Source organism: Streptomyces sp. CB00455 (assembly GCF_001905445.1).
GTDB lineage: Bacteria > Actinomycetota > Actinomycetes > Streptomycetales > Streptomycetaceae > Streptomyces.
In genome coordinates this window covers 602,138-618,134 of record NZ_LIVQ01000002.1, presented here as the reverse complement: position 1 = coordinate 618,134, position 15,997 = coordinate 602,138, and the positions used below count along the sequence as shown (strand labels likewise).

12 protein-coding genes are annotated in these 15,997 nt (G+C 72.6%); 8 read left to right on the top strand and 4 right to left on the bottom strand.

Annotated elements, in window-relative coordinates; translation table 11 throughout:
- Window positions 1-4 precede the first annotated feature (4 nt).
- From AMK16_RS10205 to AMK16_RS10180, 6 genes are all read left to right on the top strand, one after another.
- Window positions 5-1,198: a DUF4190 domain-containing protein gene (locus tag AMK16_RS10205; RefSeq protein ID WP_079191431.1), complete on the top strand. Its 1,194-nt coding sequence runs from the start codon at window positions 5-7 to the stop codon at window positions 1,196-1,198.
- A 137-nt stretch (window positions 1,199-1,335) separates the two neighbouring features.
- On the top strand, window positions 1,336-2,088 hold the full coding sequence (locus tag AMK16_RS10200; RefSeq protein ID WP_073912140.1) for a GntR family transcriptional regulator: 753 nt from the start codon (window positions 1,336-1,338) through the stop codon (window positions 2,086-2,088).
- A gap of 423 nt (window positions 2,089-2,511) precedes the next feature.
- On the top strand, window positions 2,512-2,697 hold the full coding sequence (locus AMK16_RS10195) for a hypothetical protein (RefSeq protein WP_073912136.1): 186 nt from the start codon (window positions 2,512-2,514) through the stop codon (window positions 2,695-2,697).
- Window positions 2,698-2,738: 41 nt separating this feature from the next.
- Window positions 2,739-3,176 (top strand): (deoxy)nucleoside triphosphate pyrophosphohydrolase, encoded by a 438-nt coding sequence (locus AMK16_RS10190; RefSeq protein ID WP_073912132.1) that lies wholly within the window; start codon window positions 2,739-2,741, stop codon window positions 3,174-3,176.
- 152 nt (window positions 3,177-3,328) lie between these two features.
- Window positions 3,329-3,757 carry an ATP-binding protein gene (locus AMK16_RS10185; RefSeq protein ID WP_073912129.1) on the top strand — a complete coding sequence of 143 codons (429 nt, stop codon included), beginning with the start codon at window positions 3,329-3,331 and terminating at the stop codon, window positions 3,755-3,757.
- A 178-nt stretch (window positions 3,758-3,935) separates the two neighbouring features.
- A complete protein-coding gene (locus tag AMK16_RS10180) occupies window positions 3,936-6,554 on the top strand; it encodes a SpoIIE family protein phosphatase (RefSeq protein ID WP_443333549.1) in 2,619 nt (872 codons plus the stop codon).
- A 185-nt stretch (window positions 6,555-6,739) separates the two neighbouring features.
- Here AMK16_RS10180 and AMK16_RS10175 read toward each other — a convergent pair whose 3' ends face one another.
- The 4 genes from AMK16_RS10175 to AMK16_RS10160 form a co-directional block, all read right to left on the bottom strand.
- Window positions 6,740-7,516, bottom strand: a complete 777-nt coding sequence (locus AMK16_RS10175; RefSeq protein WP_073912122.1) for a succinate dehydrogenase/fumarate reductase iron-sulfur subunit — start codon at window positions 7,514-7,516, stop codon at window positions 6,740-6,742.
- The gene (locus AMK16_RS10170) at window positions 7,513-9,447 is read right to left on the bottom strand and encodes a fumarate reductase/succinate dehydrogenase flavoprotein subunit (RefSeq protein WP_073912118.1); all 1,935 of its coding nucleotides are present in this window, start codon (window positions 9,445-9,447) and stop codon (window positions 7,513-7,515) included. The genes AMK16_RS10175 and AMK16_RS10170 overlap by 4 nt, the downstream gene beginning before the upstream one ends.
- 1 nt (window position 9,448) lies before the next feature.
- Window positions 9,449-10,273, bottom strand: coding sequence for a hypothetical protein (locus tag AMK16_RS10165; protein WP_073912114.1), 825 nt, complete (start codon window positions 10,271-10,273; stop codon window positions 9,449-9,451).
- 258 nt (window positions 10,274-10,531) lie between these two features.
- Entirely contained in the window at window positions 10,532-10,765 is a 234-nt protein-coding gene (locus tag AMK16_RS10160; protein ID WP_073912111.1) for a hypothetical protein, read from the bottom strand.
- Between the two features lie 346 nt (window positions 10,766-11,111).
- Between AMK16_RS10160 and AMK16_RS10155 the strand changes: the two genes are divergently transcribed.
- On the top strand, window positions 11,112-13,505 hold the full coding sequence (locus AMK16_RS10155) for an ABC transporter family substrate-binding protein (protein ID WP_073912108.1): 2,394 nt from the start codon (window positions 11,112-11,114) through the stop codon (window positions 13,503-13,505).
- A 366-nt stretch (window positions 13,506-13,871) separates the two neighbouring features.
- Window positions 13,872-15,776, top strand: a complete 1,905-nt coding sequence (typA, locus tag AMK16_RS10150; protein ID WP_073912105.1) for a translational GTPase TypA — start codon at window positions 13,872-13,874, stop codon at window positions 15,774-15,776.
- The last annotated feature ends 221 nt before the right edge of the window (window positions 15,777-15,997 follow it).

Genomic DNA, 15,997 nt, shown 5'->3' with positions numbered 1-15,997 from the left:
CCCCGTGAGCATTTTGCCGCCCCCTCCGCCCGGACCGGGCCCCTCCTGGCCCCCGCCGGCGCCGCAGCCGGGATGGGGGCCGCCGCCCGGTGACGGGCCGCATTCCCCGGCGCCGCTCAACGGCTTCGCGCTCGCCTCGCTCCTGGTCGGGCTGCTGTGTCTGCCGCCCCTGGGCGTCGTCTTCGCGGCCGTGGCACTCGTACAGGCGGGCAGGCGCCGCCAGCGGGGCCGGGCGCTCGCCGTCGTGGGCCTGGTCGTGTCGCTGGTGACGACCGCCGTCCTGGCCGTCACCGCCGGCCAGTTCGCCGGCTCGGTGCGCGAGCGGCTCGGCGCCCTGGGCGGGTCCGCCGAGGGGGACCTCACCGACCTGGACGACCTGCGGCAGGGCGACTGCTTCAACGTCCCGCGGGGGGACCTGCTGGCCGACCGGCCCCGTACGTACGCGATCGACTGCGCGCGGGTGCACGACGGCGAGGTCACCGCCTCGCAGCTGCTGGAGCAGGCGGACGAGCCCGGTTCGGCCGGGGCGGTCCGTGCCGCCGAGGAGGCGTGCTGGAAGGCCCAGGACGGCTACGCCATGGACACGTGGGCGCTGCCCGCGGACGCGCGGATGTACTACTTCGCGCCCTCGCGCCGGTCCTGGCGGCTGGGGGACCGGCGGCTGCTGTGCGTGATCGGCACGACGGACCAGGAGCGGCGGGGCAGCCTGCGGCAGGACAGGGACATGCTGGGGCCCGAGCAGTCCGCCTTCCTGGAGGCCGCGAACGCCGTGGAGTTCGCCATCGGCCGGCCGCCCGAGGGGGACCTCGACGAGGCACTGGCCGAGCACCGGGCGTGGGCCCGCGAGGTGGACTCGGCACTGGGCGACGAGGCGAAGGTGCTGGAAGGCCACAGGGCCCGGCCGGGGATGGAGCAGGCCGTCCGGGCGCGGCTCCGGGAGATCGAGGCGGCCCGCGCGGCGTGGCAGCGCAGCTCGCGGGCGAGGACGGCGGCGGAGTTCGACCGGGAGTGGGACGGCGCCCTGGGCGCGCTGTCCGTGGAGACGGAGAAGGCGCTGAGGGGCGCCTACGGGCTGGCGACGGAGGTGCCGCAGTGGCTGGAGGAGTCCCCCGGGGGCCCCGGGAACGGGCCCGGGAACGGCCCGGGCGGCGGCCCCGGGAACGGTGCCGGGCGAGGCCCCTCGTCCCAGGCCGCGTGACGCCCCCGGGGTAACGCGCGGTAACGGGTTTGTGTGACCAGGTTTCATCACTTCGGGTGAAACTCTGGCCTTCGCTTGCGGCGTACAACCGCCGGTTGCCAGGCTGTAGCTGTCTGTCAACCTGATGGGAGTGGCCAGTGACTTTCGGTGAGCAGCCGGCCTATCTGCGCGTGGCCGGGGACCTGCGACGGAAGATCGTGGACGGTTCTCTGCCCCCGCACGCCCGGCTCCCCTCGCAGGCCCGCATCCGCGAGGAGTACGGGGTGTCCGACACCGTGGCACTGGAGGCGCGCAAGGTCCTCATGGCGGAGGGGCTGGTCGAGGGCCGGTCCGGTTCCGGTACGTACGTGCGCGAGCAGCCGGTGCCCCGCCGGGTCGCCCGCTCCGGCTACCGCACGGGCGGCACTTCGACGCCGTTCCGGCAGGAACAGGCGGAATCGGGCGCGCGCGGCACGTGGGAGTCGAACAGCGAGCAGCGGCCCGCGTCCGCGGAGATCGCCGGACGGCTCGGCATCGAACCGGGCGAGCGGGTGATGCGGACGCGCTACGTCTTCCGCGACGCGGGGGAGGCGATGATGCTGTCGACCTCCTGGGAGCCGCTCGCCGTGACCGGCCGGACCCCGGTGATGCTGCCGGAGGAGGGCCCGCTGGGCGGCTCCGGCGTGGTGGACCGGATGGCCGCGATCGACGTCGTCGTGGACAACGTGGTCGAGGAGGTCGGCGCCCGGCCCGGGCTGGCCGAGGAGCTCGTCCTCCTCGGCGGGGTCCCGGGGCACGTGGTGCTGGTCATCGGCCGCACCTACTTCGCCTCCGGCCGCGCGGTGGAAACGGCCGATGTGGTGGTTCCGGCGGACCGCTACCGCCTGGCCTACCACCTGCCGGTGAGGTGATCGGTCCCGCGGGAGAGCCCCGGCGTCCGGGCCCCGGCCGTGTGGGCGTACCGCAGAGCGGGCAGGGGGCGTGGGCCGCCCGTTGAGCTCCGGTGGGGCGGCGTAAGGCGGCAGGCAGTGCGCCGGGGGTGACGGGCCGTCACGCGGCGGCCCCGCCCCGCAGGCCTGGATCGCCGTGGTCGCCGCCGCCCTCGTGATCAACAAGCGGCGGCGCGAGAGGCGGGGCGGTGCTCCTCCCGACGCCCTTCGCGCGCCGGGTCCGAGCCGGCGCACACGGCGCACTCGTACGCATGGCCGGATGCCTACGCCCGCGAGGTACCTGTTCGTGAAAAACCGTATCCGCTCCGTAAAGGTCGGGCGTAAGCTCGGGCATATGCGCAATGCGGTTTCCCGGGCAGGTACGTCGGCGGAGGGTGAAACGCGATGAACGACAGCGGTGCCCTGCTCCCGTGGCTGGTCATACGTCAGGACGACAACGGCAACCGCTACCGGGTGGGCCGCTACCCCACCCGGGCCGAAGCCCAGAAGGTCGTCGACAGCCTCGACGACGGCGTGCACAAGCAGCTCTACTGGGTCGAGCGGATCGGTCAGACCGCCACGATGAACTGAGCGCGCCGCGGCTGTCGCGGCGCTGGCATAGGCTCCGCCCCATGACGGAACGCGTGGTCGTGGGCGGAGCCCTTTGTCATGAGGGCCGCCTGCTGGCCGCCCGCCGCAGTGCGCCCCCCGAGCTGGCCGGCCGCTGGGAGCTGCCGGGCGGCAAGGCCGAGCCGGGCGAGTCCGTCCCCGAGGCGCTGGTGCGCGAGCTGCGCGAGGAGCTGGGCATCGAGGCCGAGCCGCTGGAGCGGATCCCTGGGGAGTGGCCGCTGAAGCCCGGCCTGGTCCTGCACGTGTGGACCGCGCGCCTGGTCTCCGGCGAGCCGGCGCCGCTGGAGGACCACGACGAGCTGCGCTGGCTGACGCCCGGCGAGCTGGATTCCGTCGACTGGCTGGACCAGGACCGGCCCGCGGTCGCCGAAGCCGGCCGCAGGCTGACGGCCGGCCACAGGTCCGCTCGCAGTCCGGGCGGCGGCGCCGGGGGCGCGTGACGCTCGCGCTCTAGGCCGTCTGCGCCCCAGTGCGCCGCAGGTGCGGAAGTCAGTGGTACGACGCCCCAAATATCGGGTATGTCGCTATTGATCCCTATCTCGTCCTTCTTTCTCGCAGGCGAACCGGACGGGGTCCGCAGCTGGCCCGGGAAGTGATCGGCGTGTTCGACCCAGACGGTGAGTGCGTCCAGTGGGCCTTCCCTGCGGAGCCCGGCGCCGTCCGCACCGCCCGGCACGCCGTGCGCGGGACGCTCCACGACTGGGGCCTGGAAGCCGTCGGCGACGTGACCGTCCTGCTGGTCAGCGAGCTCGTCACCAATTCCCTGCGCTACGCCTCCGGCCCCATCGGCGTCCGCCTGGTACGGCGCGATCAAGCCGCCGACGGCACGGCGGGCGGGGCCGCCCTGCTCGTGGAAGTTTCCGATCCGCTTCCGGATCCGCCCCGGGAACGCGTCGCCCGGACGGACGACGAAGGCGGCCGCGGACTGCACCTGGTGGCCGTCTCCTCGCAGCGCTGGGGAACCCGCCACGGGAAGTCGGGCAAGACTGTGTGGTTCGAGTTGGCTCTTCCTGGTGAGTAACAAGGTGAAGGGTGGCCCGGGGACACCCCCTTGAGGAAGTCCGGGGGCAGACCACACGGCATGGCCGAAACTAACGGGACCTTTTTGTGATCGTGAACGCCGTGCCGTCGGGAGCCGTGGTGCTGAATACTTCGGTCCATGACCGGTCCGGTTGCGGTGAGCTGGAGGGGACGGTCGCGTGAGCGAGATACCTGCGCAGGCACATCAGACCGGTGTGCCCCGGGAGGCATGGCACGACTCCCTGTGGCACAGCAGTCTGCCTGGCTCGATATATGACTACATAAAGGTCGCATCCTTCTCGATCGGGCCCGACGGCCTCATCGACCAATGGAGCCTGCGCGCCGAAGACCTGTTCGGTCTGACGGCCGCGCAGGCCGTGGGGCGCGACCCGGTCGACGCCTTCATGCCGGCCGAGCTGCGCGCCGACGCCCACCGCCGGGTCGCCGAAATCCTCGACGGCAAGGAATGGACGGGCCTGATCCCCTTCCGGATCCCCGGCGGGGGCGGGGCGCACGGTGTGGCCGAGATCTATGTGATGCCCACCCAGACCGCGACCGCCCAGCGGGCCGCGCTGTGCGTCGTCGTCGACGTCCGCGCGCTGCGCCGGATCGAATCCGATCTGGCGGCCTCGCAGGCCATATTCGGCCAATCGCCCTTCGGTTTCCTGCTCTTCGGTACGGACCTCACCGTGCAGCGGGCCAACCGGCGCTTCGCCACGGTCTTCGGCGGCGCCGCCGAGGAGCACCGGGGCCGGACCGTCCACGACTACCTGCCGGCCCACGAGGCCGACCGGATGGCCGAGGCCCTGCGCCGGGTGCTGGACACCGGGGACTCGGTCACCGACCTGCGGATCACCGGGGCCGCCCCCGGCAGCCGGGAGGACCGCCACTGGTCCATCAACCTCTACCGCGTGCACGGCGGAACCGGACGCCCCGTCGGCGTCGCCGGCATCGGCACCGACGTCACCCGCCGTCACCTCGCCGCGCGCGAGGCCGCCGGGGTCCGGCGCAACCTCGCGCTGCTGAACGAGGCCGGACACCGCATCGGGAACTCCCTCGACCTGGAGACCACCGCCCGCGAACTCCTCGACGTCACCGTCCCCGGCTTCTGCGACCTGGCCTCCGTCGACCTCTACCAGGGGCTGCTGCTCGGTGACGACGACCGGCCCGCCCGGCCGCAGGGCCCCGGGGTGCCCTCGCTGCCCGGGCAGGGGGCCGGACGGGCGCCGTCCGCGCAGCTGCGCAGGGTCGCCTTCGCCTCGGCCGTGTCGGACGCCCCGCTCTCGGGGCCGGGCGTACCGGTCTCCGTGGGGCAGATCCACCGCTACCCGGCGGCCTCGCCGGGGGCGCTCGCGCTGCGGACGGCGCGACCGCGGCTGATCGAGGGCGGAGGGCCCGACGACCTGGTCCAGTCGACCCTGGTCGTGCCGCTGGTCGCCCACGACACGGTGGTCGGCCTCGCGCAGTTCTCCCGTACGAAGGGCAGCGAACCCTTCGGCGAACGGGACCGGGCGGTCGCGGTCGAGCTGGCCGCGCGGGCGGCCGTCTGCATCGACAACGCGCGGCTCTACCGCCGCGAGCACGAGCGGGCCCTGATACTGCAGCGCAGCCTGCTGCCGCCCGGCGATCCGGAGGCGGCCGGCCTGGACATCGCCTGCCGCTACCTGCCGGGGAACGCGGCCACCGAGGTCGGCGGCGACTGGTTCGACGTCATCGAGCTGCCCGGCCACCGCACGGCGCTGGTCGTCGGGGACGTGATGGGGCGGGGGCTGCGGGCCGCCGTCGCCATGGGCGAACTGCGCACCGCCGTACGGACCCTGGCGCTGCTGGACCTCGAACCCGCCGAGGTGCTGACCGCGCTCGACGAGATCGCCCGGGGCCTCGGGGCGCCCGGCGGATCCCAGCAGGCCTCACGGGCGGCCCTGCACTCCAGGGACGCGGACCGCTCGGAGGTGTACCTGGCCACCTGCGTGTACGCCGTCTACGACCCGGTGACGCGCCGCTGCACGATCGCCAACGCGGGCCACATGCCGCCCGTACTGGTGGAGCCGCCGGGCGAGGGCGGGGCGCCGAGGCCCGCGCTGCTGCTGGAGGTGCCGCCGGGGATGCCGCTGGGAGTGGGCGGGGAGCCCTTCGAGGAGGTCGAGGTGGATCTGCCGGAGGGCGCGCTGCTCGCGCTGTACACCGACGGACTGGTCGAATCGCGGGACCACCCGCTGGAAGAGGGGCTGCGCGGGCTGCGGGAGGCCCTGACCGATCCGGTGCGGCCGCTGGAGGACGTCTGCGACCACGTGCTGAACACGCTGGACACCCGGCACGGGGAGGACGACATCGCCCTGCTGATGGCGCGCGTGCAGGGCCTGCCCCAGGACGCGGTCGGGGACTGGCAACTGCCCCGCGAGGCCCGCTCGGTGGGGCGGGCGCGGGAGCTGGCGCGGGCCAAGCTGCCCGCCTGGGGCCTGGAGGGACTGCTGGACACCACCGAACTGCTGGTCAGCGAACTGGTCACCAATGCCCTGCGCTACGGGGAGGGTGAGATCCGGCTGCGCCTGCTGCTGGACCGGACGCTGGTCTGCGAGGTGTGGGACGCGAACCTGGTGCAGCCGCGGCGCCGGCGGGCCCGCGACACGGACGAGGGCGGCCGCGGCCTGCAACTGGTGGGCCTGCTGTCGGCGGGCTGGGGCACCCGGCGCACCCACCGGGGCAAGACCGTCTGGTTCGAACTGCCGCTGCCGGGGGCTGCCGCCGAGGCCGTCGCGGAGCTGTCCGCGGAGCAGCTGCTGAACATGTACGGCTGACCGGCCCCGGCCGCTTGCGGCCCCGCCGCGGCCGGACCCGCCGCGGCCGGACCCGCCCCCCGCCGCGGCCGGCGGCGCCCCGGCCGCCTCCAGGCCGCCGAGCGAAAGCGGCGCGGCGGCGACCAGAGCGGCCCGCGCCTCCCGGGCCCACGGCACGGCGGTCGCCGGGGGCCCGGGAGGCGGTGTCACGCGGGGCCGGAGCGGCGCCCGATCCGGTTCCCCAGCCAGACCAGCGGGTCGTACTTGCGGTCCACCGCCCGCTCCTTCAACGGGATCAGGGCGTTGTCGGTGATCTTGATGCCCTCGGGGCAGACCTCCGTACAGCACTTGGTGATGTTGCACAGACCCAGCCCGTGCTCCTCCTGCGCGGAGCGCTTGCGGTCCAGACCCGCCTGCGCCGCCGCGTCCAGAGGGTGCATGTCCAGCTCCGCCACCCGCATCAGGAAGCGCGGACCGGCGAAGGACGCCTTGTTCTCCTCGTGGTCGCGCACCACGTGACAGGTGTCCTGGCACAGGAAGCACTCGATGCACTTGCGGAACTCCTGCGAGCGCTCCACGTCCACCTGCTGCATCCGGTACGCGCCCGGCGCCACCCCCTCCGGCGGCACGAAGGCGGGGACCTCCCGCGCCTTGGCGTAGTTGAAGGAGACGTCCGTGACCAGGTCCCGGACCACGGGGAACGCCCGCAGCGGGGTCACCGTGATCGTCTCCTCCCGGTCGAAGACCGACATCCGCGTCATGCACATCAGGCGCGGCCGGCCGTTGACCTCCGCGCTGCACGAGCCGCACTTGCCGGCCTTGCAGTTCCACCGCACCGCGAGGTCCGGGGCCTGGGTGGCCTGGAGCCGGTGCACGATGTCCAGGACCACCTCGCCGTCGTGCACCTCGACGGTGAAGTCCGTGAGCGATCCGCCCCCGGCATCGCCCCGCCAGATCCGAAAGCGCGCGTCGTAGGTGGTCACTCGTGGAGCTCCTCTTCGGCGAGGTACTTGACCAGCTCTTCCTTCTCGAACAGTGCGAGCAGGTCCGGGCGGATGGGATCGGTACGGGTCCGGACCAGCCTGATCCGGTCGGCCGCCGGATCCACCGGGGCCGGGCCGTGCTCGACGGGGACGCACAGCAGGTTCACCGGACGCCAGCTCCGCTCCATCGCGGGGCAGTCCTCACGGGTGTGCCCGCCCCGGCTCTCGGTGCGTTCCAGTGCCGCCCGGGCCACACACTCGCTCACCAGCAGCATGTTGCGCAGGTCCAGGGCCAGGTGCCAGCCCGGGTTGAACTGCCGGTGCCCCTCGACCCCGGCCCGGGAGGCCCGCACGCGCAGGTCCGCCAGCCGCTCCAGCGCCTCGGCCATCTCGCCGGCCCGCCGGATGATGCCGACCAGGTCGTTCATCGTCGTCTGGAGTTCCTGGTGGAGGGTGTACGGGTTCTCCGCGCCCTCGGCGGCGTGGAAGGGGGCCAGCGCCTCCGCGGCCGCCTCGTCGATCTGCGCCTCGGCGAGCGCGGGGCGCCCGGCGGGGGAGGCGGACGCGTACTGCGCCGCGTACAGACCGGCCCGCCGCCCGAAGACCAGCAGGTCGGAGAGGGAGTTGCCGCCGAGCCGGTTCGAGCCGTGCATGCCGCCGGCGACCTCGCCCGCGGCGAAGAGCCCCGGCACGCCGACCGCGGCGGCCGTCTCGGAGTCGACCGCGATCCCGCCCATCACGTAGTGGCAGGTCGGCCCGACCTCCATCGGCTCCGCCGTGATGTCCACGTCGGCCAGCTCTTTGAACTGGTGGTACATCGAGGGCAGCCGCCGCCTGATCCGCTCGGCCGGCATCCGCGTGGACACGTCCAGGAAGACCCCGCCGTGCGGAGAGCCGCGGCCCGCCTTCACCTCGGAGTTGATGGCCCGGGCCACCTCGTCGCGGGGCAGCAGCTCCGGCGGGCGCCGGTTGTGGTCCGGGTCCTCGTACCAGCGGTCGCCCTCCTCCTGCGACTCGGCGTACTTCTCCTTGAACACGTCGGGGACGTAGTCGAACATGAACCGCCGGCCCTCGCTGTTGCGCAGCACCCCGCCGTCGCCGCGCACCGACTCGGTGACGAGGATCCCCTTCACCGAGGGCGGCCAGACCATGCCGGTCGGATGGAACTGCACGAACTCCATGTTCAGCAGGGGTGCGCCCGCGAGCAGGGCCAGTGCGTGGCCGTCGCCCGTGTACTCCCACGAATTGGAGGTGGTCTTGAAGGACTTGCCGATCCCGCCCGTGGCCAGGACCACCGCGGGGGCCTCCAGGACGAAGAAGCGGCCCGACTCGCGTGCGTAGCAGAAGGTCCCGCAGACCCGGGAGTCCGCGGCGGAGCTGCCGGCGGGCCCGGTCTTGAGGACCCGGGTGACGGTGCACTCCTGGAAGACCTTCAGGCGCGCCTCGTGGTCCCCGCACTCCCGGAAGTCCTCCTGCTGGAGCTGGACGATCTTCTGCTGGAGGGTGCGGATCAGCTCCAGCCCCGTGCGGTCCCCGACGTGCGCGAGGCGCGGGTACTCGTGGCCGCCGAAGTTGCGCTGGGAGATCCTGCCGTCGGGGGTGCGGTCGAAAAGGGCGCCCCAGGTCTCCAGCTCCCAGACCCGGTCCGGTGCCTCCTTCGCGTGCAGCTCGGCCATCCGCCACTGGCCCAGGAACTTGCCGCCGCGCATGGTGTCGCGGAAGTGCACCTTCCAGTTGTCGCCCTGGTTGACGTTGCCCAGGGAGGCGGCTATCCCGCCCTCCGCCATCACGGTGTGGGCCTTGCCGAAGAGGGACTTGCAGATCACGGCCGTCCGGGCGCCGCGCTCGCGCGCCTCGATCGCGGCCCGCAGCCCGGCGCCGCCCGCGCCGACGACCACCACGTCCCACTGCTGCCGTTCCACTTGAGCCATCTCAGAAGATCCTCGGGTCGGTGAAGGCGCCGCTGGCCACCAGGTACACGTAGAAGTCGCAGAGCGCGACGCTGAGCAGGGAGGCCCACGCCAGCTGCATGTGGCGGGAGTTGAGCCGGCTGACCCAGCCCCACAGGCGGTAGCGCACCGGATGCTTCGAGAAGTGCCTGAGCCGGCCGCCGATGATGTGGCGGCAGGAGTGGCAGGACAGCGTGTAGGCCCAGATCAGGGCGATGTTGACGAGGAACAGCACGGTGCCCAGGCCCATGTGGCCCCAGGCGTAGTGCGTGTCGCGGAAGGTCAGCACGGTGTCGTAGGTGAGGATGCCCGCCACCGGCAGCGCCGCGTAGAAGAAGTACCGGTGCATGTTCTGCAAGACCAGCGGGAAGCGGGTCTCGCCCGTGTACGCCGCGTGCGGTTCGGCGACCGCGCAGGCGGGCGGGGAGGCCCAGAAACCCCGGTAGTAGGCCTTGCGGTAGTAGTAGCAGGTCAGGCGGAAACCGAGCGGGAAGACCAGGATCAGCAGGGCCGGCGACAGGCCCCACCAACTGCCGAAGAGGTCCCAGTTGGGGCCGCCGCGCATCTCCCGGCAGTTCTCCGCGAGGCACGGGGAGTAGAACGGGGAGACGTAGGGGGCCGCGTAGTAGTCGGCGTTCGCGAAGGCGCGCCACGTCGAGTAGGCGATGAAGGCGAGCAGCCCGGCCGCGGTGCCGGCGGGGGCCAGCCACCACCGGTCGGTGCGCAGGTGGCGGGCGGCGATCGCGGCCCGGGAGGCGCCGTGGACACCGCCGGGCCGCTGCTGAGGAGGTCGTGTGCCTGTGGCCAAAGGGGACTCCGGGTGGAGTGATGAAGGGTGGCCCAGGAGGCCCCGCCGCAGGCGGCCGGGCCAGATGGGGGACGGGGTGGCCGGACGATGCCGGCAGGCCCGTGGACCGGCGGCCCGTGGACCGGCGGGCCCGTCGGTCTACGGGCCTGTGGCCGACGGGCGCGTGAGGCTCGTGGGGCCGGTGGGGCCGGTGGGGCCGGTGGGGCTGGTGGGGCTGGTGGGGCCGGTGGGGCTCGTGGGGTTCGGGAGACGTGGAGCTCAGGGGGCGCGGCGGTCGCGCGCGCCCAGGCCCTCGTCGTCGGAGTCCGTCCACAGCGAGCTGTCGTACGGGGTGTCCGGGACCGTCACCATCCGGGACGGGTCGGGCGGTGCGGCGGTAACCCGCCCGGCCGCCGGCTTCTGCCGCCCGGCCTGCTGTTCGAGCCGCTCGACCTTGCGGGTCAGCTCGTCCAGGTGGCGCCGTACGGCATGCAGGTCGTCTTGCAGGGACATGACTTGCCCTCACTTCCGCGGGGTGCGGTGGCAACGCTCATGTGCGCCTGCGAGTGTCGCGCCTCCTGTCCCCCGTTGTGAAGGGACGTGCGTCGATTGCGGGCGCGCAGGCGTGAACCGTGCGCCCCCGGCGGGCACCCGCCGTCCTCCCGTCCCGCCCGGGCGGCGGGCTGCGCACAAGCCGGATTGGTCCGCACGGGTGGGGTTCGCGGCGTGGCGCGAGGCGGCTGCGGGGGGCGCGGGGAGCGGTCGATTTCAGTGGGTCCCGGCAACCGGTGTGATCAGCTCCATATACCGCCGAACGTGATCATGCTTCCCCCCACGCCCCGCCCCGGAGGTACCACCCATGTCCCAGAGAAGGCGCAGGTCAGTGGCGCTCCTGACCTCGGGAGTCCTCGCACTGCCGCTGCTCACGGGCTGCGGCGCGGGTGAGGACGAGGGCGGTCCGGTCGCGGCCGGACCGGACATCGCGACGACCGCCCGGGACAAGGTCGCGGACGGGGGTGTGCTGCGGTGGGCGGTCGACTCCCTCCCGGAGACCCTGAACACCTTCCAGGCCGACGCCGACGCCACCACCAGCCGGATCGCGGCCGCCGTGCTGCCGCAGCTGTACGTGCTCGATGCCAAGGGCCGGCCGGTGGCCAATCCCGACTACCTGGAGAAGGCCTCGGTCGTCGAACGGGAGCCCAAGCAGGTCGTCCTGTACAAACTGAACCAGCAGGCGGTGTGGAGCGACGGCCGGGAGATCGGCGCCGCCGACTTCGTCGCCCAGTGGCGGGCCCTGAACGGCAAGGACTCGGGCTACTGGACGGCCCGCAACGCCGGCTACGAGCGCATCGAGAAGATCGAGCGGGGCAAGACGGACCTGGAGGTCAAGGTCACCTTCGCCAAGCCGTACGCCGACTGGCGCTCCCTCTTCAGCCCGCTGTACCCCAAGCAGGTCACCGGCACGCCGGACGCCTTCAACGAGGGAGCCCGGGGCGCACTCAAGGTCACCGCCGGCCCCTTCGGCCTCGGCGCCATCGACAAGAAGACGGGCACCGCCGCCCTTAACCGAAATCCGCGCTGGTGGGGGCGGCCGGCCAAGCTCGACAGCCTGGTCCTGACGGCGGTGCCGCGCGCCGACCGGCCGGCCGCGCTCGCCGCCGGGAAGCTGGACATGGCCGAGATCGACCGCGCGGGAGCCGAGCGGATCGCGCTGGCCCAGCGGGACGCCGGCGCCAAGGGCGCCGGCGCGGGCGGGGCCCCGGCCCACGGTCCCGCCGCCTCGATGACCGCCGCGCAGGCCACCCTCTCGTGGGCGGCCGCCTTCGGCGCCGACGAGGGCAAGGCCGCCGAGGAGCAGGAGGCGCGCCAGAAGCACGCCGAGTCCGTCAAGCGGTACGCCGACGAGCAGACGGCCCTGCGCGGCTTCACCGTCCGCAAGTCCCTGGAACCCGCCTACACGCAGCTCGCGATGAACGGCGCCACCGGCCCGCTGGCCGACGAACGGGTGCGCCGGGCGGTGGCCCGGGCGCTGGACCGCAAGGAGCTCGCCGAGCTCGTGCTGAAGCCGCTGGGGCTGCCCGCCAAGCCCGTCGGCAGCCACCTGGCCCTGGCCGGGCAGCAGGCGTACGCCGACAACAGCGAGGCCCTCGGCGGCCAGGACACCCAGGCGGCCCAGGCCCTCCTCGCGGACGCGGGCTGGCGCCGGGACGGCAAGATCACCGAGCCGCCGGGCGCGAAGGCGGGTGCCGAGAGCACCAAGCAGGACGACGGGAAGACCCCGTCGGGCCCCGGCACCGGCAACGACGGTCTGTACATCGTGGGCCAGGACGACGAGCGCAACGGCGACCACGGCGCCGCACACGGCGAGGGCCGCCCCGCCGACCACGCCGGCGACGGCGTGCTCGCCGAGGACCAAGCCCAGGGCCCCGACGGCGAGAACGCCGACCGGGGGGCACCCCCGGCGGCAGCCGGGGGAGCCTTCACCCCGGGCGCCGACCGGGACCGCCGCTCCCCGGTGCTGGCCCCCGCGCCGTTCGCGGCCCAGCAGGAGCTCTCACTCCTCGCCCAGTCCGCCGCCGCGGGAAGCGTCGACGACGACAAGCACAGCCCGGCCCGCGAGGGGGAGGCGGCCGAGCCCGGCAAGGCCTCCACGCCCCCGGCCAAGCAGGCGACGCGCACCTCCGGCGCGACCCTGGCCAAGGACGGCAAGGCGCTCAGCCTGCGCTTCGTCCTGCCCGCCGGACCGGGGTCGGAGTCCCTGCGCACGGTCGGCGAGCGGATCGCCCAGATGCTCCGGAAGATCGGTGTGAACACCGAGATCACCAAGGTGGCCGACGACAGCTTCTTCAAGGACCACGTCGCCTCGGGCCAGTACGACCTCGCGCTCTACTCCTGGCCCGCCACCGCCTACCCGGCCACCGACGCCCGGCCGATCTTCGCCAAGCCGGAGCCGGCCGCGGACGGCTCGCTGCTCGTCGAGCAGAACTACACGCGGGTCGGCACCGACCACATCGACCAGCTCTTCGACCAGGCCCTCGGCGAACTGGACGAGGGGGAGGCCCGCGACCTGATGCGCAAGGCCGACGCCCGGATCTGGGCCGCCGCCGGCTCCGTCCCGCTCTACCAGCGCCCGGAGCTGGTGGCCGTCAAGCCGTCCCTGGTCAACGCGGGCGCCTTCGGCCTCGGGGCTCCCCGCTTCCAGGACATCGGATGGAAGAAGCCGGCCTCCGCCAAGGACGACAAGAAAAATTAGCCCCGCCGCGCGCCGGGAAGGCCGGATGAGGAGAGCGGGCGAAGAAGTGGTGACAAAGGGGTGCCTGTCGGGTTGACCCGCGGGTCACAACCTCAGATGTGACTCAAGTTCCTTGCCCGCCGGATCTGCGGCGGGCAAGGTCGTGCATACCCGTTGACCCGCATGATTACCGGCTGGACAGGGGGCCGGAACACCCCACCCCGCATCCGGCCCCGCTCATTCGTCCGGCCTCTTGACAGCCCCCCGGCAGGCGGTTCCCGCTGCGCGACGTACCATGGGGTAAGGCCGTGGCAGGTTTTCGCCCGGTCGAGGCGCGCGTGCCAGGCCGTACGCGACGCCATCCACGATCCCGGGAGAAGCGCCGAAGTGCCCACGCGCCACGACATCCGTAACGTCGCCATCGTCGCCCACGTCGACCATGGCAAGACGACCATCGTCGATGCCATGCTCAAGCAGGCCGGTGCCTTCGCCGCCCACCAGCACCTCGACGACCGCATGATGGACTCGAACGACCTGGAGCGTGAGAAGGGCATCACGATCCTCGCCAAGAACACGGCGGTGAAGTACCACCCCAAGGACGGCGGGGCGCCCATCACGATCAACATCATCGACACCCCCGGCCACGCCGACTTCGGTGGTGAGGTCGAGCGCGGTCTGTCGATGGTGGACGCGGTCGTCCTGCTGGTGGACGCCTCCGAGGGCCCGCTGCCCCAGACCCGCTTCGTCCTGCGCAAGGCCCTGCAGGCGAAGATGCCGGTCATCCTCTGCATCAACAAGACCGACCGCCCGGACTCCCGGATCGACGAGGTCGTCAACGAGACCTACGACCTGTTCCTGGACCTGGACGCGGACGAGGAGCAGATCGAATTCCCGATCGTCTACGCCTGCGGCCGTGACGGCGTCGCCTCGCTGACCAAGCCGGAGGACGGCACCGTCCCCGCGGACAGCGACAGCCTGGAGCCGTTCTTCTCCACCATCCTGGAGCACGTCCCCGCCCCGGTGTACGACGAGGAGGCCCCGCTGCAGGCCCACGTCACCAACCTGGACGCCGACAACTTCCTCGGCCGCATCGCCCTGGTCCGCGTCGAGCAGGGCGAGCTGCGCAAGGGCCAGACCGTCGCGTGGATCAAGCGTGACGGCACCGTCTCCAACGTCCGCATCACCGAGCTGATGATGACCGAGGCGCTCACCCGCAAGCCGGCCGAGGTGGCGGGCCCGGGTGACATCTGCGCGGTCGCCGGTTTCCCCGACATCATGATCGGCGAGACCCTGGCCGACCCGGAGAATCCGATCGCGCTTCCGCTGATCTCGGTGGACGAGCCGGCGATCTCCATGACCATCGGCACGAACACCTCCCCGATGGTCGGCCGCGGCGGCAGCGGCAAGGGCGCGGACGCCAAGTCCGCGGTCAAGGACCGCAAGGTCACCGCCCGCCAGGTCAAGGACCGCCTTGACCGCGAGCTCGTCGGCAACGTCTCGCTCCGCGTCCTGGACACCGAGCGCCCCGACGCCTGGGAGGTCCAGGGCCGAGGTGAGCTCGCGCTCGCCATCCTGGTCGAGCAGATGCGCCGCGAGGGCTTCGAGCTGACCATCGGCAAGCCCCAGGTGGTCACGCAGGAGATCGACGGCAAGGTGCACGAGCCGGTCGAGCGCATGACGATCGACGTCCCCGAGGAGCACATGGGCGCGGTCACGCAGCTCATGGGCGTCCGCAAGGGCCGCATGGACAACATGTCGAACCACGGTTCCGGCTGGGTCCGCATGGAGTTCGTCGTCCCCTCCCGCGGCCTCATCGGTTTCCGCACGGAGTTCCTGACGGGCACGCGCGGCACCGGCATCGCCCACTCCATCCACGAGGGCCACGAGCCGTGGTTCGGCCAGCTGGTGACCCGTAACAACGGTTCCCTGGTCGCCGACCGCGCCGGCTCGGTCACGCCGTTCGCGATGATCAACCTCCAGGAGCGCGGCGTCCTGTTCACCGACCCCGGCACCGAGGTGTACGAGGGCATGATCGTCGGCGAGAACTCGCGCTCCGACGACATGGACGTGAACATCACCAAGGAGAAGAAGCTCACCAACATGCGTGCGGCTTCCGCGGACAACACCGAGAACGTGGTGCCCCCGCGCAAGCTCTCCCTGGAGCAGGCCCTGGAGTTCTGCCGTGACGACGAGTGCGTCGAGGTGACCCCGGAGGCCGTCCGCATCCGCAAGGTCGTCCTGGACCAGAAGGAGCGCTCGCGCACCGCGTCGCGCGCCAAGTCCGCCAAGTAGCACCCCGGTCGGCCGGGTCACCGCTCGTGCGGTGACCGGTTGGCCGAAACCCCGCTGAACGCAGCAGCCCCTCGCGTCACGACGTCCGTGATGCGAGGGGCTGTTCGCGTCTGTCAAGCGGATTATTGCGTTCAGGTGTCCGCATTCCGACCGTGACACTCCGGAAGGTGAGCTAACCGTCCGTTTCGCACGTGTCTGTCTCCTATCCGTTTGTCCGGATA

Bases quoted from the DNA above. Each gene is read 5' to 3' on its own strand.
- AMK16_RS10195 (WP_073912136.1), top strand. From the start codon at position 2,512: ATGAACGACAGCGGTGCCCTGCTCCCGTGGCTGGTCATACGTCAGGAC.
- AMK16_RS10190 (WP_073912132.1), top strand. From the start codon at position 2,739: ATGACGGAACGCGTGGTCGTGGGCGGAGCCCTTTGTCATGAGGGCCGC.
- AMK16_RS10170 (WP_073912118.1), bottom strand. From the start codon at position 9,447: ATGGCTCAAGTGGAACGGCAGCAGTGGGACGTGGTGGTCGTCGGCGCG.
- AMK16_RS10160 (WP_073912111.1), bottom strand. From the start codon at position 10,765: ATGTCCCTGCAAGACGACCTGCATGCCGTACGGCGCCACCTGGACGAG.
- AMK16_RS10155 (WP_073912108.1), top strand. From the start codon at position 11,112: ATGTCCCAGAGAAGGCGCAGGTCAGTGGCGCTCCTGACCTCGGGAGTC.